Annotated in this window: 20 protein-coding genes; 13 read left to right on the top strand and 7 right to left on the bottom strand. The window is 46.1% G+C overall.

Annotation, left to right across the window (positions count from 1 at the left end):
* From ACQEXT_RS13990 to ACQEXT_RS13975, 4 genes are read left to right on the top strand one after another with little or no spacing between them, the layout of a single operon-like run.
* The gene (locus tag ACQEXT_RS13990) at positions 1-747 is read left to right on the top strand and encodes an NRDE family protein (RefSeq protein ID WP_426952603.1); all 747 of its coding nucleotides are present in this window, start codon (positions 1-3) and stop codon (positions 745-747) included.
* Positions 744-1,184 (top strand): YHS domain-containing (seleno)protein, encoded by a 441-nt coding sequence (locus ACQEXT_RS13985; protein WP_138973228.1) that lies wholly within the window; start codon positions 744-746, stop codon positions 1,182-1,184. The genes ACQEXT_RS13990 and ACQEXT_RS13985 overlap by 4 nt, the downstream gene beginning before the upstream one ends.
* An 11-nt stretch (positions 1,185-1,195) precedes the next feature.
* A complete protein-coding gene (locus ACQEXT_RS13980) occupies positions 1,196-1,339 on the top strand; it encodes a hypothetical protein (RefSeq protein WP_426952601.1) in 144 nt (47 codons plus the stop codon).
* Positions 1,332-3,086, top strand: coding sequence for a lysophospholipid acyltransferase family protein (locus tag ACQEXT_RS13975; RefSeq protein WP_426952600.1), 1,755 nt, complete (start codon positions 1,332-1,334; stop codon positions 3,084-3,086). The genes ACQEXT_RS13980 and ACQEXT_RS13975 overlap by 8 nt, the downstream gene beginning before the upstream one ends.
* 7 nt (positions 3,087-3,093) lie before the next feature.
* On the opposite strand, the gene ACQEXT_RS13970 is transcribed toward ACQEXT_RS13975, so the two are convergent.
* From ACQEXT_RS13970 to ACQEXT_RS13960, 3 genes are all read right to left on the bottom strand, one after another.
* A complete protein-coding gene (locus ACQEXT_RS13970) occupies positions 3,094-4,101 on the bottom strand; it encodes a DUF2955 domain-containing protein (protein ID WP_426952598.1) in 1,008 nt (335 codons plus the stop codon).
* A complete protein-coding gene (locus tag ACQEXT_RS13965; protein ID WP_426952597.1) occupies positions 4,091-5,155 on the bottom strand; it encodes an HlyD family secretion protein in 1,065 nt (354 codons plus the stop codon). Before ACQEXT_RS13965 ends, ACQEXT_RS13970 begins: the two co-directional genes overlap by 11 nt.
* Before the next feature lie 152 nt (positions 5,156-5,307).
* On the bottom strand, positions 5,308-6,096 hold the full coding sequence (locus ACQEXT_RS13960) for a helix-turn-helix transcriptional regulator (RefSeq protein WP_331418205.1): 789 nt from the start codon (positions 6,094-6,096) through the stop codon (positions 5,308-5,310).
* Positions 6,097-6,194: 98 nt separating this feature from the next.
* Here ACQEXT_RS13960 and ACQEXT_RS13955 point away from each other — a divergent pair, with 98 nt between their 5' ends.
* Both ACQEXT_RS13955 and ACQEXT_RS13950 read left to right on the top strand, forming a co-directional pair.
* Positions 6,195-7,085: a DMT family transporter gene (locus tag ACQEXT_RS13955; protein WP_331428052.1), complete on the top strand. Its 891-nt coding sequence runs from the start codon at positions 6,195-6,197 to the stop codon at positions 7,083-7,085.
* Between the two features lie 145 nt (positions 7,086-7,230).
* A complete protein-coding gene (locus ACQEXT_RS13950) occupies positions 7,231-8,142 on the top strand; it encodes a diguanylate cyclase (protein WP_426952594.1) in 912 nt (303 codons plus the stop codon).
* 51 nt (positions 8,143-8,193) lie between these two features.
* On the opposite strand, the gene ACQEXT_RS13945 is transcribed toward ACQEXT_RS13950, so the two are convergent.
* Positions 8,194-10,011 carry an MOSC N-terminal beta barrel domain-containing protein gene (locus tag ACQEXT_RS13945; RefSeq protein WP_426952592.1) on the bottom strand — a complete coding sequence of 606 codons (1,818 nt, stop codon included), beginning with the start codon at positions 10,009-10,011 and terminating at the stop codon, positions 8,194-8,196.
* Positions 10,012-10,257: 246 nt separating this feature from the next.
* On the opposite strand from ACQEXT_RS13945, the gene ACQEXT_RS13940 reads away from it, so the two are divergent.
* Positions 10,258-10,416, top strand: coding sequence for a YqaE/Pmp3 family membrane protein (locus ACQEXT_RS13940; protein ID WP_331428048.1), 159 nt, complete (start codon positions 10,258-10,260; stop codon positions 10,414-10,416).
* Positions 10,417-10,588: 172 nt separating this feature from the next.
* Entirely contained in the window at positions 10,589-11,617 is a 1,029-nt protein-coding gene (gene pyrC, locus ACQEXT_RS13935) for a dihydroorotase (protein WP_331417456.1), read from the top strand.
* A 59-nt stretch (positions 11,618-11,676) separates the two neighbouring features.
* Here pyrC and ACQEXT_RS13930 read toward each other — a convergent pair whose 3' ends face one another.
* From ACQEXT_RS13930 to ACQEXT_RS13920, 3 genes are all read right to left on the bottom strand, one after another.
* The gene (locus ACQEXT_RS13930) at positions 11,677-12,912 is read right to left on the bottom strand and encodes an iron-containing alcohol dehydrogenase (RefSeq protein ID WP_426952590.1); all 1,236 of its coding nucleotides are present in this window, start codon (positions 12,910-12,912) and stop codon (positions 11,677-11,679) included.
* 280 nt (positions 12,913-13,192) lie between these two features.
* On the bottom strand, positions 13,193-13,393 hold the full coding sequence (locus tag ACQEXT_RS13925; RefSeq protein ID WP_138973218.1) for a restriction endonuclease subunit S: 201 nt from the start codon (positions 13,391-13,393) through the stop codon (positions 13,193-13,195).
* Positions 13,394-13,464: 71 nt separating this feature from the next.
* On the bottom strand, positions 13,465-15,378 hold the full coding sequence (locus ACQEXT_RS13920; protein ID WP_426952588.1) for a methyl-accepting chemotaxis protein: 1,914 nt from the start codon (positions 15,376-15,378) through the stop codon (positions 13,465-13,467).
* Positions 15,379-15,767: 389 nt separating this feature from the next.
* Between ACQEXT_RS13920 and ACQEXT_RS13915 the strand changes: the two genes are divergently transcribed.
* The 5 genes from ACQEXT_RS13915 to ACQEXT_RS13895 form a co-directional block, all read left to right on the top strand.
* Positions 15,768-16,724: an AAA family ATPase gene (locus ACQEXT_RS13915; protein ID WP_138973217.1), complete on the top strand. Its 957-nt coding sequence runs from the start codon at positions 15,768-15,770 to the stop codon at positions 16,722-16,724.
* 11 nt (positions 16,725-16,735) lie between these two features.
* Positions 16,736-17,659 carry a DUF58 domain-containing protein gene (locus ACQEXT_RS13910; RefSeq protein ID WP_426952586.1) on the top strand — a complete coding sequence of 308 codons (924 nt, stop codon included), beginning with the start codon at positions 16,736-16,738 and terminating at the stop codon, positions 17,657-17,659.
* Positions 17,656-18,129: a DUF4381 domain-containing protein gene (locus ACQEXT_RS13905; RefSeq protein WP_331417460.1), complete on the top strand. Its 474-nt coding sequence runs from the start codon at positions 17,656-17,658 to the stop codon at positions 18,127-18,129. The genes ACQEXT_RS13910 and ACQEXT_RS13905 overlap by 4 nt, the downstream gene beginning before the upstream one ends.
* Entirely contained in the window at positions 18,122-19,090 is a 969-nt protein-coding gene (locus ACQEXT_RS13900; RefSeq protein ID WP_426952584.1) for a vWA domain-containing protein, read from the top strand. The genes ACQEXT_RS13905 and ACQEXT_RS13900 overlap by 8 nt, the downstream gene beginning before the upstream one ends.
* A partial coding sequence (locus ACQEXT_RS13895) for a VWA domain-containing protein (RefSeq protein ID WP_426952582.1) occupies positions 19,083-20,490 on the top strand: 1,408 nt, incomplete at its 3' end. The genes ACQEXT_RS13900 and ACQEXT_RS13895, both read left to right, overlap by 8 nt.

Genomic DNA, 20,490 nt, shown 5'->3' with positions numbered 1-20,490 from the left:
ATGTGCACACTATCTTGGGTTTACCACGGCAATACGCACTATGAGGTTTGTTTCAACCGCGATGAACAACGAACTCGCCTACCAGCAATCGAACCACAAAGTGTATTGATTGATGACGTTCGCTGCTTAATGCCCATTGACCCTGTCGGTGGTGGCAGTTGGATCTCAACCAATGAGCATGGTTTAACCGTCTGCCTGCTCAATTTTTACCAAGGAAAGGTGCCAAACGGCAATTTGACCAGCCGCGGCTTGGTCATCAAGCAACTTGCAAGTTGCTGTTCTAGTCAGTCAGTTGATCACCGTCTTCTATCCATGAGACTAGGCTCCTTTGCCCCGTTTACTTTGGTCTCTTTTGACACTCATCGTACTGCGAATGAAACGGTGCTTTGGACATGGGATGGAGAAAGATTAACCCGTTCGCACGCGGTTGCTCCGATCGTTTCCGCGGCAGTGAACTTTACCCAAGCACGTGACTACCGCCGAAGATTGTTTGAGCGTTTAGTTACCCGATTACCTAATGAGCAAGTGGGTCGAGAATTTCATCTAACCCACGACACCACCAGCCCTCATCTTTCACCATTGATGGCAAGAAATGATGCCAGAACGGTAAGTTTTACTTCCGTTGTCGTGTCTTCTACCAAGCAAGAAATGCATTACCAATCTATCGACAACCTTCGCAACGTGGACTTTAACACCCGTGTTACTTGCCTCAAGCATGACATTGTCGAACAAGGAGTTTTTAAATGAAAAAGTTATTTGGTCTAGTTATTCTTTTACTAAGTTTTGCTTCATTCGCCGCAGATGAGGTATCTACAGGCATCTTTAGCAACAAGGCAGTCAGTGGCTACGACACCGTGGCTTATTTTACTCAAGGTAAGCCCATTAAAGGGGACAGCAAATGGCAAACCCAATATAAAGGTGCAGATTGGTACTTCTCTTCACAAGCCAACCTAGACACTTTTATTGCCGATCCAGAAGCTTACGCTCCTCAATATGGCGGGTACTGCGCTTGGGCGGTATCAGCAAAAAATGACTTCGCACCCTCTGACCCAAATCAGTGGTCAATCATCAATGGCAAGCTCTACCTTAACTACAACGCCGAAGTAAAAGCCTTATGGGATGCCGATCGCGCTGGTCACATCTCAACGGCTGACCAAAACTGGCCAACCCTCATTAAACAGTAAGGCGGATTACTATGACGTTTCCCCCTTTGAGACATATACCAGCAAACTTTATCGCTTTGGCTGAACTGATTACCACCTCGCTCCTGCTACGCGATCTACAAGACCAAGGTAGCGTTACTCACCGCCTTGTTACCCGAGGAGCTAAGTATGATTGATAGTCCATTCCGATTACCACGTAAAACACCATTTGGCATTGGCGAATCAGTCGTCGAATGGGCAACAGGCCTTTCTAAACTTGATTCACTCTATCGGCAAGAAGCGCTGCCAGAGGACAGTTTTGAATTTATGAACGAAGCCTTAGCTCGTATAGGGACTCAATATCAGGTGGATCACGGCCGCCTTGAAAATATTCCCAGTCAAGGCCCGGTATTGATTGTCGCCAACCATCCATTTGGTGGTATTGAAGGCATCATCCTCGCATCTTTGGTTTCAAGAGTGCGCAAAGATGTCAAAGTCCTTGCTAATGAGTTACTTAAACGGATTCCTGAGCTTAATGATTTGTTCATTGGCGTCGATGTATTTGGTGGTGAACAAGCCAAACGAACTAACCGACGAGCAATCCAAGAAGCAAATCAACACCTTTCACAAGGAGGCGTGTTGATACTCTTTCCTGCCGGAGAAGTCTCTTCATGGCAAGCGAATGAGAATAAGATTACCGACAAAACTTGGAGCAAGTCAGTCGCCAAATTTGTCAAACATGCACAAGCGACAACCGTTCCATTGTTCATCCAAGGTATGAATAGCAAGTTGTTTTATCAGGCAGGGCGAATTCACCCACTACTAAGAACGGCCATGCTGGGAAGAGAACTCCTGAATAAATCCGGTAAAACGGTTTCAGTTTCGGTCGGCAATCCTATCCCGTACACAGAGATCAAAGACTTCGCTAACGATGAAGAGATTGCCCAGTACTTTCGTTTAAATACCTATCTAATGGGTAGCGTGACCCACAAGCGACCTCTTACTCCCTTAGATGGCACTCTCGAGCCAATTATCGCGCCTGTGCCGGTAGAACAATTACACCACGAGCTGTTAGACCTCGAACAGTACAAGCTACTGGAACAGGGAGACTTCGATGTCTATTGTGCTCCAACCCCAACCATTCCGAGGATGATGCAAGAGATTGGACGAGTACGAGAAGAAAGCTTTCGAGATGTGGGAGAAGGGAGCGGTAAAAGTTGCGATCTAGACCATTTTGACACCCAATACTATCAATTGTTCGTTTGGAACAGAGTCAAGCAAGATCTTGTTGGCGCCTATCGTTTAGGATTAGTCGATGAGTTGATTCAACAAGGAGGAATTGACGCCCTCTACTCTTCTAGCTTATTTAAATACGATCAAGCATTTATAAGCAGCCTCGGGCAATCAATTGAACTGGGCCGTTCAGTCGTCGCTAAACAATATCAGCGTAATATGCACTCCTTGCTACTCCTGTGGAAAGGGATTGCGGCGTTTGTTTACCGCCACCCTCAGTACACGCATCTATTTGGTCCGGTCAGCATCAGCAATGACTACAGTCCCGTCGCGAGGCAGCTTATTGCATCCGTGATGACCGTTCACTACTACGACAATGACAAAGCTAAATTGGTCGCTCCAACAAGTCCTCTAGAAAAAAGTGGGCAAGAATTCTGGCGTCCTGACATGCTAAGTTCACTGTCTAAGCTCCCTATCCTGTCAAAAGTTCTTAATCGACTAGAACAAGGGATGGGGCTCCCCGTATTGCTAAGACAATATTTGGGCATGAATGGTAAGTTGGTCTGTTTTAACGTTGACCCAGCCTTTAACTACGCCCTTGATGGACTCATCGTGGTTGATCTAGCGTCTGTCCCGATAAAAACTCTAGGCAAGTACATGGGTAAAGAGCAAGCAATCCAATACTTGAACAAACATTTATCAAGAAAATGAAGCTCCTCTACTGAGGAGCTGAATAAGGTTTTGGTTTGACTTGGGTGAGGTTCAAAATGACGGTTGCGAGGAGGATCGCCACCGAAATAGAGATAAGTCGTATTACTTCAGCACTGATAGGTTGCTCGCCTTGGTAAGTGAGTAGCTGGTTTAGCAACACAATAAAGTTAGTAAACAAGAGTTGATAGATGCTGAGTCGGCACTCACGTCTGATCGCAAAACACGCCAGTTGCAACCCCATAAAACAGGTCACACCAATCAAGGCCCATTGTGGCATTGCTAAGTAGTTTTGCGCTGCCATTATTGGTAATGTGGCTAAAATTCCGGCTAGGGTCGCGACCAAACGATTGTTACGAAAAATACGCTGATCTCGTGATACCGGTATTTTAATCATGCTGCCCAAAGTAATTGCGATCAGTAAAGTTTGCGAGCTTGCTGTTCCCACAAGGACATACATCGCTAGAATAAGCGTTGTCGCCTTAAATGCGATTAAGCCTAGATGTGTTTCTGCCCCATCCATGTCTTGTTCATCTGGCAAAATATCTTTCTGATCGCCAGGGAAAAGTAAAAAACTAGCGTAAGTCACGATAATTGCCGTGAGGAACGTTTCTAGCATCAACCAGGGTAGATTTGAGACCGAAATATCAAACTGTAAATTGACGATAAAAGTAATGATCACGAACAGAAGCAAGAATGTCGCAAGCATATCTTTTGGGTCATTGTGACTTCGGTAAAAGCTCCAAAATAACATCAACCAGCAAAACAAGCCGAATCCAGTGGGTGAATCAAACAATACCTGCCCTAACAACACCACTCCCAAGCTGACTACCAAAACAACCGCCAATAGTTTCAGTAACATATCAAGTGGTGGCTTGGATGGTATTATGGTGAGAAAAATCACCACAAACATCGGCGCAAGCACTGGCAAAAACTGACCTTGATAAATCAGGTAATAAAGCAGCAGAGTGGGTGCAAGCACCAATCTTAATACTGGGTTTGCTGAACTACGAAACATAAGTCCAAATACTCAAAATTCGCATCCAGATACCCGCTAAAAATTCTCCAAAACCACTTTGTTCTGTATAAAACGCGACGGTTGCTTGGGAGCCATAACGGATGTTGGTTAACTGTTCAAGATCATCAAATACGACATTGATAGGATAACGTTGAGGTGCGATATTGCCTTGACTCGAATTCAGAAAACCAGTCGCAGGATCGATATTGTTTGTACCTCCCGTCCCCCATCCAATACTCTCTACCTTACCGTTTAGGACTCTTCCTGGCAGTGCATCAAGCACTATCTTTACTGTTTGACCTTGCTTGATAAACTCCATCGAGTTTTCACGTACCTGCGCGGAAATCCATACGCTGCGAGGATCTAAAAAAGTTAAAACTGGTGAACCCGCCACCACATTTTGCCCGACAGTGAGCTGCATGTTGGTCACCACGCCGTGTGATGGCGCTAAAACTTGAGCCTTTCTTAGATCTAATTCAGCTTTCTCAAGACCCGCCATCGCGGCAAGGATTTGAGGGTTGTTCTCACCCGTTGGCCCCAGATTTTGCTTTGCTTGAACTAAAGAGGCTTGCGCCGCTTCGAGTCCTGCTTGAGCTCGCTCTTTTGCCTCAATCGCGTTGTCTAGATCTGACTGGCTTAACACACCACGTGCCGCTAGACTTTCAGTTCGAGTCGCTTGCTCACGAGCATTATCTCGTGCTGCGAGTGCATCAACCACTTTTGCTTGAGCCACTTCAACGGCAGCAGTATTCGCTCCAATGTTCTGGCCTGCAATCGCCAAATTTGCTTGAGCAGAAGCAAGCGCTATTTGATAATTGCGCGGGTCAATCTTAAACAACTCTTGACCTTGCTCTACGATTTGGTTGTCCTCAACACCGACCTCAACAATATTACCAGAGACCTCTGGTGCAATACGCACCAAGTAAGTATGAACTTTAGAGTCTGTGGTAATAGGCGTTACTCTATCCGCCCACAAACTGTAGAGCCAAATAGCCAATACCACTGAGATGATATAAATACTGAGTTTACGAGACGATTTTTCCGCTGCTGACATACGCTTCTCTAGTCATTAATTTAGAACAAAATATCATCGACAATGAATTCACTCGATGTACTTTCGATAGGATTTATTTTGCAAAATAAATGAGTTACAAGCCACCACCAATATTGAAATATAGCGCAGTTTTTTCTTCTCTTTAAATGAGGCTAAAGTAAGCGGCTTTTGTACTGTTCTGGTGTTAGGCCGGCGTATTTCTTAAACATAGCAATAAATGGACTGGCTTGGTTGTAACCGAGCGTTAAAGCGACCTCTTTAACTGAGTGTCCTTTGCGTAGCAACTCCATTGAGTATAAGTAGCGCACTCTTAGTCTCCACTCGGTAAAGCTCATTCCAAGCTCTGCCTGACAATGCCGAGCGAGCGTCCGTTCCGTGGTGTGCACTCGCTCCGCCCAGAGGGAGAGACTGGTGTTGTCAACGGGGTTCTCTTCCACCGCGGCCAGTATTTTAGCGAGATATTTATTATCGGTTGAAGGTAAGAAGTGGTGTTGAGTATCGCGAGTCGCCAACTGGTCGAGCAACACCTGCACCAAACGTTTGTCAGAGTCAGTTTTCGCGACATTTATATCCCGCTGCCGAAAGTCTTCCACGATGGCAGAGACGATAGGCGTCACTTTTATCAAGCTGGTGCATTCGGGGAAGTTCTTAGTAAACGCCTGAGCAATATTGAGCGAGCAGTATGAGAGAGGTTTACGGTTATAGCTGGTGTGCCTTACGCCCGCTGGAACCCAGATTGCCAAATGTGGCGGAGCAAGGAAACGGGTACCTTCCGCCTCCATTTCCAAGATTCCACCACTGATTAACTGCACTTGTCCCCATGGATGGCTGTGCATTCGCGTTTCCGTATTAGACAGAAATGCCTCGAAATTCATAAACACATCTGATGGTGCCTTATCAATTGATAACGAGGGGTGAAGGTGTTTTGCTGATTTTCTCAAACCTGTCTTCCTATGACTCATAATGTCTTTTTAAAGATATATATATTTATATCGACCTGTCAAACTGTTCACGGTCTAATTCATTTCTTGGTGCTGGCATGGTTTACCTACTCCCTCTTTTTACGGTTTTTATTTGGGGCGGAAATGCGATCGTAAATAAGATGGCCGCAAGTACCATTGAACCGAGTGCAATGAGTTTTTATCGCTGGCTAGTGGCGATCGTTCTTCTCACTCCTTTCTGTCTGCCTAACGTCATCAAGCACTGGCAAACTATTCGTCCTTATTTAGCGAAACTGGCTTTTCTGGCGATGCTTGGTATGGTGCTCAATCAGTCTCTATCCTACTACGCGGGTCTAACAACAACTGCGTCTAATATGGCATTGATTACCTCTCTTGTGCCTCTGCTAGCCATATTTCTTAGTGTGCCGCTCTTGGCAAAGCCTATCTCGCCACTCAGTATCGTAGGAGGCGTGTTGGCTTTGGCCGGGCTAATGTTTATGCTCGGTAAAGGCGATATAAGTTTTTTCCTCCATCAAGACATCACGCCGGGTGATGGAATTATGGTTTTGGCGTCAATATGTTATGCCGCATACTGCGTCCTGCTCAAACGTTGGAAAATGCCTCTGTCAAACTGGACGATGGTTTACATGCAGGGCACTCTCGCGTTACTCATGCTTACACCACTCTGGCTTTCCAGTGAACAATTACTCCCTTCTCAGCAAGCTATTCCTTTAATCGCCTATGCGGGCCTCGCGGCTTCTGTCGCCGCGCCTTGGATGTGGGTCAAAGCAATTGACTTAATTGGTGCAGATTCCAGTGCAATGTTTATGAATCTGATGCCCGTGGTTTCCATTACGTTAGCGGCTTCATTGCTAGGCGAAACGGTTCGTGATTACCATGTAATTGGTGGTCTCCTAACCGTGTCTGGGGTACTGCTATCTCAGTTGAAACTGCGAAGTCGCGTTTCAAAAATTGTCCAAAACATTTAGCAAATCTAGGTACTGATACAAAAATAGGTATAAGGTTATTAAAGAAGTTCTGTTAAGCCCAAGGTATAGGGGGCAACTTGCCCTTTGCCTTTAGCTCTTTGAGTTATTGACGATTGACTCAGCCTCACGGCAGTTAGGAGGTCAAATGATCAAGCTAAAGCACATAGACGATATCGATAACCCAGCCAAATTCGCCCTTCATGAAATGGTGCTCAATGAAATTGGGTCTTACGTTTTTATCAAGAATCGCAAGGGAGAGTATCTGTATGCCAATCAACTAACCCTAGATCTTTTTGACACCTCGCTTGAGAATCTAAAAAACAAAACCGATGCGGATTTCTTCCACCCCGATTTGTTAACCGATATATTGCGCAGCGACAACATGGTGTTTGAACATGCTCAAACCGTGATCAATGAAGAACGCGCTCAATCCATTCCCGATGGTAAAGTCAAAATCTATCGCGCCATCAAAAAGCCTATTTTTAGTAGCAAAACGCAAGAAGTCATTGGTCTTATCGGTGTCTCAACAGATATCACGGATCTGGTTAACATGCGCGAACAGTTGATCGAACAAGCCAACACTGACGAGCTCACTAAACTGTGTAACCGACGCAAGCTGTGGGAGTTTTTAGCCGACTCCTATCAAGCAGCCAAGCTGCATCAATTCCCACTGAGTTGCATCATTATCGATATCGACCATTTTAAACAAGTAAACGATGAATATGGACATGATTTCGGTGACAACGTGATGATAGATTTGGCAGATATAATCCGTCATAACCTAAGAAAATCAGACTGCTGTGGTCGAATAGGTGGCGAAGAGTTTCTCATTGTTCTCAATCACACCGCGACCGAAGAGGCCTATCAGATAGCAGAACGGCTTCGTATCCAATTTCTTCAGTCGTCACTCAACAACAAAAACATGCCCTTTTCACTCAGTTGTGGAGTTACACAGCTTAAAGATATGGATAGTGAGTTTCTCGATCTCTACCGCCGAGCGGACAATGCACTGTATAAAGCCAAGCATCAAGGCCGTAATCAAAGTGTCCTAGAATGAAAAAAGCAGCCCTATTCTCGGCTGCTTTTTATCTATGACTTGAGCGAACGCTTAGCTTACCACTTCAACATCTGTTTGCGGTACGCTACAACATGCAAGCACTACCCCCATATTTCGCTCATGTTCTTGCAACGCGGGCACGTCGGGTTGATGAACAACTCCTGATTCCACCGTGACCTTACATGCACCACACAGACCAGCACGACAACTATTCGCGATTGACGCTCCCGCATCTTCCGCTTGTTCAAGCAGTGTTTTCTGATTATCCCCTTTGAAAACGTGCCCATTAACACTTAGCATCAGTTCTTTAACTGGCTGCTGAGAAATCTGGCTCACCCCGAACGCTTCTTGGTGATAGTTTTCTTCCGGTAGCCCTTTTTTAATCAGCAAGTTTCTTGCTTTTTGCATAAAGCCATCAGGGCCACAAACAAATACTTGGCGGGACTTTGCATCCTTGATCTGTTTGAGGTGAGCTAGGGTTAAACGTCCCTTTAAGCCGAACCAATCGATAGGTGCCTGAGAAAGAGAGATGAGCACTGTTAAACCAGGATGTTGACGACGTAAATCATCCAACTCCGACTGACATGGAATGTCCTCTACACTGCGGCATTGGTGATAAAACACCACATCATCCAACTGATTATGATCTGCCAAATAGCGCAACATAGATAGCATAGGTGTGACACCACTTCCCGCTGATAGCAGCAATAACGGCTGATTGGACTTATCACCCAAATGGAAACTGCCATCTGGTCTTTCGCAAGTTAGCGAGTCACCAAGCGCAAAGTTGTCAACCAGCCAGTTAGAGACACGCCCACCATCAATACGCTTAACAGAGATTGCCAGACGCCCAGGTCTTGAAGGGCTAGATGATAAGGTGTAGCGACGCGCGATGGTCTCCGCACCAATTCTCAATGTAATCGGCAGATGTTGCCCTGGCTGATAAACGGGGAACTCTCCATGCTGTGGTTCCAACCAGAAAGTGATAAAATCTCTAGCGATCTCTTCTCGTTCAACGCATGTCATCACTAAAGTTTTCGGACTGTTGTCGGGATAAAACTCTTTATCTTTGTATTCAAGCACTTCAACTTTATCGCCCTGATGAATCACACCTTCATTAAGAGCGACGAGGTTTTGGCCGAAAAATACCCCGCCACGCTCATTTGCACGAAACTGTGACAAGGTATTCAGTGGTTCTTTACTTGCTCTAAACTCACCTTTGTCAACATCAACCGTGGTCAGGATACAACGCTCACACGGCTTCACAGCTTCAAACTCGACTTCACCAATACGTATACGTTTCCATCCATCTTCAGCAAAAGGCTCGGTACCTGAAACCACTAAGTTAGTACGAAACTGATCCATAGAGTGAGTTTCAGGACTACGTCGGTTGAGCTCGGATAGCGATGCTTCGCTGATCACCAACAAAGGGTATCCATCTGCAAAACTCACGTTATGGCCGAATTTTTCACGCACACGATTCGACTGTTCACCGCAATAAAGCAGTTCCACACGCTGACCAAGAACATCACTAAACCAATCATCGGCAGCATCTGTGGTGGTGTAAGCAACGAAGTTATCACTCCACACCTGTGCTGGCGCTTGTTGCATTTTAAATTCTGAATAGCGAATTCGTAGGTTTGAATATCCCTTCGCAGTAAAGATAACGCCATCTGGCGAGAGATTCGCTTGGACTCTAACCATCTGTGGGTACTTGCGTGCAGTGACCATCGAACCATCCGCCAAGGCAAGCATAAAGCGGCGATCGAACATCAATCCTTGTTTTTCAACCCAAGAAGTTGAGAGTGACAAACCGCCAACGGATTTGACCGGATAGACATTGATTTGTGAAAGAATAGGTGCTGACATTGCTTATCCTAAGCAGTAATTATTGTTGCGGTATTATACCTAATTCCGTTTGATTTAATTGAGTTTATTTTACAAATAACCAACAAGCACTGAGCGTCTCAAAAATGAAATCCGCGCCTAAAACACGTAAGAATACTCTGAATATTATCGTCTGCTAGGCTAATAGAATAGACATCCTGTCGCGGAACGAGATAATGCCGAACAGGTACAACCGATGTATTCAATTTATTGGAGTTAAGCAGACTTATGAACAAACTAGTGATGATCCTACTGTGTATTTTTCTACCACCTTTGGCCGTCTTTCTCGATAAAGGTTTGAATAAAGACTTCTTCATCAACCTGATTCTGACGTTTTTCTTTTTCATTCCAGGTTCGATTCACGCACTATGGTTAACGGTCCGCTAACCACAACCGTTGAGGCGAGTAATTACCCAACCAATAGCTTCCACCAAAAAAGAAGATGAAATAGAAAGCGCTTTGCTCTATCATCCTGTCGCCTAAGCGTAAGCGTTTGCCTTCAAGGTTTTCGCATCGGTTAGGCTCCAATCAGACAACTTTTACAATGGTGGGAGCAAAAATGACAACACTTACGATCACACGTCCTGACGACTGGCATGTTCATTTACGTGACGGAGAAGTTCTAAAGGATACCGTGCGAGACATTAGCCGCTACAATGGACGCGCGCTAATCATGCCAAATACAATCCCACCTGTTACCGATACCGATATGGCTCTGGCTTACCGTGAACGCATCATGGCAGAGAAGCCAAGTGAACAGTTCGAGCCTTTAATGGCACTTTACCTAACAGATAACACAACACCTGATGAGATTCGTAAAGCTAAAGCTTCTGGTGCGGTAGTTGCAGCTAAGCTTTACCCTGCTGGTGCCACAACTAACTCCGATTCTGGTGTGACGAATGCAAAGAACATCTACCCTGTTTTAGAAGCGATGCAAGAAGTGGGAATGTTACTGCTGGTACACGGCGAAGTCACTCACCACCATGTTGATATCTTTGACCGCGAGAAAGCGTTTTTAGACACTGTACTGGCACCTATCGTCAATGACTTCCCTGATCTAAAGATTGTTCTTGAGCATATCACTACCGCCGACGCTGCGAACTTTGTGAAAAATGCGAATGAAAACGTCGCGGCGACGATTACTGCTCACCACCTACTTTACAACCGCAACCATATGTTGGTAGGAGGCATCAAGCCTCACTTCTACTGCCTGCCGATTCTTAAACGCAACACTCACCAGCAAGCTCTAATTGAAGCAGCGACAAGCGGTAGTAAGAAGTTCTTCCTTGGTACCGACTCTGCACCACATGCAAAAGGCATGAAGGAAGCGGCTTGCGGTTGTGCGGGTTCATACACAGCGCACGCAGCACTAGAGCTTTATGCAGAAGTATTCGAACAAGAAGACAAGCTAGAGAATTTAGAAGCGTTTGCTAGTCATAACGGCCCAGATTTCTACGCTGTACCACGTAATACCGATACCGTCACTCTAACCAAACAAGAGTGGACAGTGGCAGAGTCTATGCCTTTTGGCAAAGATGTTGTCGTGCCAATCCGTGCGGGTGAAACCATCGCGTGGACTGTGAAGTAATAGCAGGTTAGTCTCACTATAGTCACAACAGCCCTCATAGCTTAACTTGAGGGCTGTTTTTATTTCGCCGTTGATATCGCTAGCAGCATTTTCTCACACTCTTCTTGCTGCATGTACCTAGGGACCGGATAGTTCCATCTCGCCTCATGTAACGACTGTTTTGCCAGTTCATTGACGTGCTCATGAAGAATATTGTCAAAATGAGTCGGCAGATCCAATTTATGCTGTAGCAACTTTACATACTCAATTAAAGCCTGCGCTTTGTCTCGATCAGGGGTGTATGGATTAGTAAGGTTCAACGCCGACGCAAGTTCGGCAAGACTCGATTCTGCTTCGTTTTTGGAAAACTCTAAAACATGGGGTAAAACCACCGCGTTGGCCAGCCCGTGTGGCGTGCCGTACTTAGCGCCGAGGGTATGAGCAATGGCATGAACATAACCTAAACTGGCTTTGGTAAACGCAAGCCCAGCGTAGTAGGATGCCAATGCCATGTTTTGGCGTGCGGTCGCATTCTGACCAAATCTCACCGCTTTTTCTAAGTTCTCGTCTATAAGAGTGATAGCGGCGAGCGCATAGCGATCTGTTTCAGCAGTAGCGTTGCAGGAAATGTATGCTTCAATGGCGTGAGTCAGCGCATCCATGCCTGTTTGGGCTGTAATAGAGGCAGGTAGCGCCAGCATTAAAGAAGGGGCAAGCGCTGCCGCAATCGGCACCAACTTAGGATCCACAACTGGGGTTTTCTTATGGGTGACTGGATCAGACACAACCGCCGCAACGGTGACCTCAGAACCTGTCCCTGACGTGGTGGGAATCACGAAGGTTGGAGCTGGCGATTTCCAAACTCGCAATAATCCAACCAGACGTCGCACTGGTTTGTTATTGGTCGCACACGCAGCAATAACCTTTGCACAATCTATTGGTGAGCCTCCACCAATCGCGACCACGCCTTGGCACTGCTGCTCACGATAGATCACTAATCCAGCATCAACTTGATCATAGGTAGGGTCAGGGAGGACATCACTGAAGATGACGCACTTGACGCCAACTCGCTCGAATTCAAAAGCGAGTCGTTTGGCAAAGCCTAGTTTGACGATCCCAGCATCCGTCACGATTAGAACCTTACTAATGCCCATGATGGAAACAGTGTGGCAAAGCTGCTTCAAGGCATCCTTACCAATAAATAGTGTTGGTTTCGTAATCGGCAACACTTTAGCGGCAATTCGAAGCCCCAACATATAGAGCCTATGTAGCCAATAGTTAAGTTTCTGTAGCCAATAGTAGAGTTTCTGTTCCATCAGATATCTCTAAGTGATTGAATTGATACTTTTAGCCTAGACTTTACAAAGAGTTCTCTCTAGTAGTCACGTATATTTTTTTGAATTTTATGACTCAGGCTAAATATGCGATAACAGACGTCCAACCCAGGTGATTTCACCAAATGCGATCAAATCATAAATAGTGAAAAACAGCGCGGAGATCAACGCCAGCTTAATTAAACGATATACAATAAACATCTTTGTTTCCAAACGTTAAAAAGCCGCACTCGGCGGCTTCTGAATCAGTCATCAATACAAATTAATGCACTGGCTTATCATTCTTAGCGTAGAACTTACCAAAGTACTGCTCTAGGACTTCTGGGGTCAATTTACCTTCGGCTTCAAGCTTCTTTAACTCTTGTGCAATCGCTTTCTGCTCATCAATCGACGGTAATGCCACTTCTGGTTCATCACCCATTTCCTGAGCCATCTGTTCTAGCTCTTTTTCGAAATCACTCATGATCTCACTTACCTTTTAAAATACAACTGGGGCTAAGTTTACCCACTTAGCCCCCGTTATGCCAGTCTACATCAGAGTTTAAAGCTACCAACCATAGTGTCCAGACGCACCGAAAGCTCTTTAAGCTCAGCACTTGCTGCCGCTAACTCTTGCGCGGTTCCTGTGGTCATTTCATTGATAGCATTTATCTCTTCAATGTTCTGATTGATGGTATGAACAACCGTCGATTGCTCCTCTGTCGCGGTAGCTACCTGAGTATTTCGGTCTGAGATGTCATGGATACGCTCTGAGATATTGACCAACACTTCCACAGCTTCATCAGATGCAGAGACACCTTCTCCGGTAACGCTCTTACCTGCTTCCATTGCCGATACGGCATCTTTTGCATCACTTTGCAGCTGGTTAATCATTTTCTGAATCTCTTCCGTCGAATCAGCTGTACGGCTAGCGAGATTTCTGACTTCATCGGCAACCACCGCGAAGCCACGTCCCTGCTCGCCCGCACGTGCCGCTTCGATTGCAGCATTAAGCGCCAATAAGTTGGTTTGCTCAGAAATGTCGCGAATCACATCCAGAATTGAACCGATCTCTTGAGTCGTAGATGCCAGCTGTTCAACCACTTGGCCGGTATTTTCTATATCCAACGCTAAACGGCTGATCGCATCTTTCGCCTTAGAAACAACATTCTGACCCACCTGAGTATTATCCGAAGCTTGCGACGCTGTATCCGCGGCTGTCGCTGCGTTGCTAGCGATTTCGCTAATCGTAGCACCCATCTGGTTGATCGCTGTCACTACTTGAATCGTCTGATCACGTTGAATCTGGCTGTTATCATAAGTGGTATTCGCTTTGCTCGACACCCCATCCGCCGCCGATTGTAGCGCGTGACTGGTTGAAGCAACTTCCTTTATCGATTGATGGATTTTCTCAATAAAGTCATTGAAACCTTCCGATAGCTGACCGATTTCGTCATGGCCTCTAATCGCGATACGCTGAGACAGATCACCGTCCCCTTTTCCTAGGTCAGCAAAACGAGAAGCGATTTCACGAATTGGACGTGCAATACTATTCGCTAAGAAAATACCCATGAAAATAAATAGTGCGGCAACAACAATCGTTGTAATCATCATCTGCTTAGCGACCGCGTCCAGATCAGCAAACACCTCATCAACGGGCACCACACCAATCACGAACCAGTTCATGGCAGGAATGTACATACTAGCGACAAAAACGCGTTGCCCTTCGTAATCTGACTCAATCAGATTGAAACCAGACTTACCCAGTAATGAGCTAGACTCGGCACCAAACAGCTTGGCTAACGACGACTTCGCTTTACTGCTATCACGATGAATTTGAACATCGCCTTGCGCATCGGCTAGGAATACAAATCCGGTTTTTTCAATGGTAAAACCATTAAGTAATTTCACCATGTCATCCATCGACTTAGATAATCCAGACATGGTAAGGCCATTAGCCTGTTGATAGTTGGCAAACAATTTCACATCGCCATTAGCTTCTTGGAAAATACTGACTGAAGTCGCATTACCAGATTGTTTAAAGCCAAAGAACCAGCCATCTTGCTGCTGATTTAACTGGCGTAGAAAGCCATTTTGGTTCCAGTAGTAAGCCGTATTTCGGTTCGCTACAGAAGCGTCATTCAACTTGTATTGGCTACGTACATTATTCAGTTGCTTGATCAGCTTCGCCTCAACATCGGGAGAGATAGAATTAGTATCAACCGCTTGTTTAATAAATTCGTTGTTGGCTATCTGTTCTGCAGCCAATAAAAGTTGGGTAACTTCGCGGTCAATTTCACTATTAATTTGTTCGAGCATCGAAGGCAGTTCAATATCAACTAAGCGGTGCTCTAGTACCTCACGCGCCTGTCGCTGAGCCATAACCCCAACAATGATGGTCGAGGCCAATACCGCAAAAGTAATACCTGCAACCACCTTCTGTTTGATACTAATCGAGTTCAATTTCATATTCTGCGCCTTTCCAAGCCATTCTGCATTCGTTGATATCTTGGTCTGCAAACTTCGGTGTTATCACCAAAGTGCCATCCCTAATTTAGACCCTTTCCATGAGATTAGCATATCGACCGACAGTCAGTTTTCTTTATAAATTAGTCAATAAGAATGAAATGCAATTTTTCCTGCTGAGAGATTCGCCACTCAACCTAACTTTGCACAAATGAAAACTTGCAACTGAGATTTTCACCCCCATATTTTAACCAACTGAAATACATACATTTGTCGAGATGCTACTATCACAGCCTGCTGATATATTCACCTCTTGACCGAGGAGATGGATTTCACACGGAACTTTTTCAGTTAGCGAGCTACTAAGTGAAAAAATAAGGAGAAGCGAAATCATGAACGCACACGCTCTACAACACCTGCGCGATTATTTGAATAGCCAAATTATTGGCCAGAGCGAACTCGTGAATCAACTACTTGTCGCCTTGCTCGCAGATGGCCATATTCTTGTCGAAGGGCCTCCTGGGCTTGCCAAAACTCGAGCGGTAAAGTCCCTTGCCGACTGCATTGAAGGCGATTTTCATCGTATCCAGTTTACTCCGGATCTATTACCCGCAGATCTCACGGGTACGGATATTTTTAGGCCGGAAACTGGCGAATTCTGCTTCCAAGCCGGACCTATTTTCAACTCATTGATCCTCGCTGATGAAATCAACCGCGCTCCTGCCAAAGTGCAAGCTGCGATGCTCGAAGCGATGGCAGAAAAACAGATAACGGCAGGTCGTAAAACCTACCCATTGCCAGAATTGTTTCTCGTGATGGCAACACAGAACCCGATCGAGCAAGAAGGCACTTATCCTCTACCGGAGGCGCAGCTTGACCGTTTCTTGATTCACCTAGACGTTAGTTATCCTGACGCAGAAAGCGAACTGGCTATCTTGCGCCTGAATCGTGGTGAAGCTAAAGGGAATAACAGGGTTACGCCCCCCTCTTTATCTCAAGCGGATGTTTTTGCTGCGCGTCAGGCTGTACTGGATATCCATATGGCAGAAACCATTGAGCAGTACATCATTCGTTTGGTTATGGCTACAAGAGAGCCTTCCAAATACGATGATACCTTGGCGCAATGGTTGGAAATGGGTGTCAGCCCACGAGCCACCATTGCACTTGATCGTTGTGCACGTGCTTATGCGTGGCTCAATGGCCGAGACTATGTGTCCCCGCAAGATGTTCAAGCCATGGCCTACCCAGTGCTACGTCACCGTTTACTGCTAAGCTATCAGGCTCAAGCAGAAGGCATCGAAGCAAACAAAGTCATTAGCAAGTTGTTGTCTTTAGTTGGCAGTGCTTGAGGCGTTAAGGTATGGACACTCAATTACCTCCCTACAGCGATGGCGTAAATCTCTCACTAGATGAACTGATGTACTACAAGCAACAGTGCATCAAGTGGTTACCACCTGGCAAAAGTTTATGGTCCCAGATGCTCGGTCAGCATCAAAGCCGTCAACTAGGACGAGGGATGGATTTTAGTGAAGTCCGACAATACCAAGCGGGCGATGATATTCGCACAATCGATTGGCGTGTGACCGCTCGCACTGGCAAACCCCACACAAAACTATTCTCAGAGGAACGTGAAAAACCTATCATCCTCTACATCGATTTATCACATAGTATGATGTTCGGTTCGACACTATTGCTGAAGTCGGTTCAGGCCGCGCATATGGCAAGCCTAATCGCTTGGCTGAGCGTAACTGAGCAAGATCGTATAGGCGCGGTAATCGATACAGGGGAACGTCTTATTGAACTCAAACCTACAGGGAGAAATAAGGGGGCGTTAACGCTTATTCAGTCGTTGATAACACTCCATCAACAGCAACTGAAACAAAATAGCAAGATTGACTATGGCTTTGAGCAAGGCTTACGAGCAATTGCGCGTCTTTGTCCAAAAGGGAGCGAAATTATCATACTGAGTGATTTCTCTCGTTTTACACCAGCGTCGGAGCCACAACTCAGTCGCCTAACTCAACACAACCGCGTACGCTTAGTACAAATTGTCGACCCACTCGAACGCGGCGAAACCGCTTTTCGTGGTAGCGAGCAAGTGTCTGATCAACGCAATACATTATGGCTAGATTTTTCATCAGCTAAGACCCGCCAAGGTATAGGGCAGGCCTTCGAACAACAGCAGCACTATCTCAAGCAACTAACACAGAAGTTAGGCATCCGTTTTTCTACGCTCTCTAGCGATGCTGCTCTTACTCAACAACTACACGGATTTCAAAAATGAGCAACGAGACTCAACAATCACTTTTACCTCTTAACGCTATGCACCTCCCAGAACCACCAGCGTGGTTGCCTTTAGCCTGGGGATGGTGGGCTAGCATAGCTGGTGTCGCCTTATTGCTCATAGCCAGTTTGTTCTTCATTCGCTGGAACAGAAAACGCTTAGCCCCCAAAAAAACAGCACTACGCCTTTTGGCTCGAGGCCAAAAACCTTCTGAGGCGTTCGAGTTAGTCAGGCAAGCTGCACTATGCTACTACCCTCGAGAAGAGATAGCCCAACTAACGGGCAAGGAGTGGTATGCATTTTTAGACAGCCAAGCGGGTGGTTCTCATTTTGGTGATAACTACGATTTGTGGCAACAGGCTCTCTACACTTCTCAACCAATCGACAATGCACCTGAACTCATTCAGCATTGCAGTGACTGGGTTGAACAGGCACTGCCACCGAAAAAAAGGAGAAGAAAGCGTGACTAATATCAGCTTCGTTTGGTGGTGGGCCTTGTTGCTGGCACCACTGCCGTTGTTGATCTATTTTTTGCTGCCGAGTATTAAAGCTTCGGCCCCGATTCGCCTGCCCTATCTGCCGAAATCATCCAGTGGTCAGGTTCCCAAAAATAGAGTGGCAAAGCTGCTGGCTGCTCTTTTTTGGCTTACGTTCATCATCGCCTTAGCCAGACCGGTTTGGTACGGCGAACCTGTCACCAGCCAGCCTAAGCACCGAGATTTGATGCTGTTGATCGATCTTTCCTACTCTATGAGTCAAAAAGATATGCAGAGTCAAGACGAGTATATCGACCGTCTTACCGCAGTTAAAAAAGTGGTCTCTGATTTTGCTCAACAACGCAAAGGCGATCGGCTGGGATTGGTGCTCTTTGCTGATCATGCTTACCTACAAACGCCATTAACTTTAGACAGAGCTTCAATATCCCAACAAGTGGATTCACTAGTCCTACGCCTGATTGGTGATAAGACCGCCATTGGCGAAGGGATCGGTCTGGCAACCAAAACCTTTATTGATAGCGATGCGCCACAGCGAGTGATGGTACTCCTCAGTGATGGTAGTAACACATCAGGTGTACTCGACCCTATTGAAGCCGCACAGATCGCCAAGAAATATCAAGCAACTATCTACACCATTGGTGTTGGTGCCGGCGAAATGATGGTGAAAGAATTTTTTATGACCCGAAAAGTCAATACCGCCCAAGATCTCGATGAAAAGACTTTGCAGCAAATTGCGCAAATCACGGGGGGGCAATATTTTCGCGCCCGTAACGCCAGCGAGTTGGCAACCATTTACGATACCATCAATAGCCTAGAGCCGATAAGCAACGCATCGCAAACTTGGCGTCCGCAAAAAGAGTGGTTTGGGCTACCACTCTTGATAGCGCTGCTTAGTTTCACACTTTTGCTGGTACTAAGGAGAGATCATGTCTGAGTTTGTCGTTCTCTATCCATGGGCGCTGTTGGCACTTATACCATGGGCGATGGTGATCTTTTGGCTAGTCAAAAGAACTCGTACACAAACACTTATTGCTCCTCACCTTGCCGCAGCAATGGGCGTATCTGCCCCGGCTAAAAAAACCGTAAGACTCTATATCACAGCCCTTTGTGGAATCGTGGTGATTGTTGCTCTTTCTGGGCCTAGCATGTCCAAACAACCCCGACCTAGTTATACAAACACTAGTGCCCGTGTCCTTGTGATGGACATGTCGATGTCGATGTATGCCACTGACATCAAACCAAACCGTTTAACTCAGGCGCGCTTCAAAGCGACAGACCTTCTGTCTAGTTGGAAAGAAGGCAGTACAGGACTCGTCGCATACGCTGGCGATGCCTATCAGGTCAGTCCCATGACTAGTGACAGCAAAACCATCGCCAATTTACTGCCAAATCTATCCCCTGACCTGATGCCATATCCAGGCGCCGATGCCGCTGCAGGAATAAAGCTCGCGATCGAAATGATGACCAATACTGGCTTGGCCTCCGGTGACATCATACTGATAACAGATGATATCGATGATCTAGAGCAACGAGAAATCTCCAAACAGTTAGCCGGTACGCCATGGCGACTCGTTATTTTGGGGGTCGGCACTCGTTCGGGCGCACCTATCAAGCTTGCTGATGGTTCTCTCATGACCGGTAGCAGCGGACAACCTGTAGTAGCAAAAGCCAACTTCGACAATATGCGAGCGCTAGCTTCTCAGTTGGACGGTTACTTTGTACCCGTTCAGGTGACAAACAGTGACGTAGAGAGTATTGTTCTGGCGACTTCCCATGTCGATGGCACCAGCACATCGTTAGCCAATCAAACGATTTCAGAACAAATCAATCAAGGCTATTGGCTGCTGCCTCTCCTTATTATTCCTGCGCTGCTCGTATTTAGACGTGGTGTGTTTTTCGCCGCTACACTGATACTGTTGCCAGCTTTGTCGCCAAAGCCAGCGCTTGCCAGCCCTTGGCTCAATGACAATCAAAGAGCGATGGAGATGTATAACAAACAAGAGTATGCGGAGGCTGCCGAGCTATTTGAAGATAGTCAATGGAAAGGCATTGCCCAATATCAGGCTGGTGATTTTTCGGCTGCCATTAACTCCTTGCAAGGTGCTCAAGAACTAGAGCAAAGATACAACCTCGCCAATGCCTATGCACAGAATGGTCAACTCGACCAAGCCGCCGAGATGTATGAACAGATCTTAACAGAACAACCTGATCACAAAGATGCCAAACAGAATCTCGACATAGTACGTAAAGCACAGCAACAGCAACAGCAACAGCAACAGCAACAGCAACAGCAACAGCAACAGCAACAGCAACAGCAACAGCAACAGCAACAGC

It is taken from the genome of Vibrio sp. TRT 29B02, assembly GCF_050113655.1.
Classification (GTDB): domain Bacteria; phylum Pseudomonadota; class Gammaproteobacteria; order Enterobacterales; family Vibrionaceae; genus Vibrio.
Note: the sequence above shows the minus strand (reverse complement) of the source record. Positions and strands in the feature narration are given on the sequence as shown.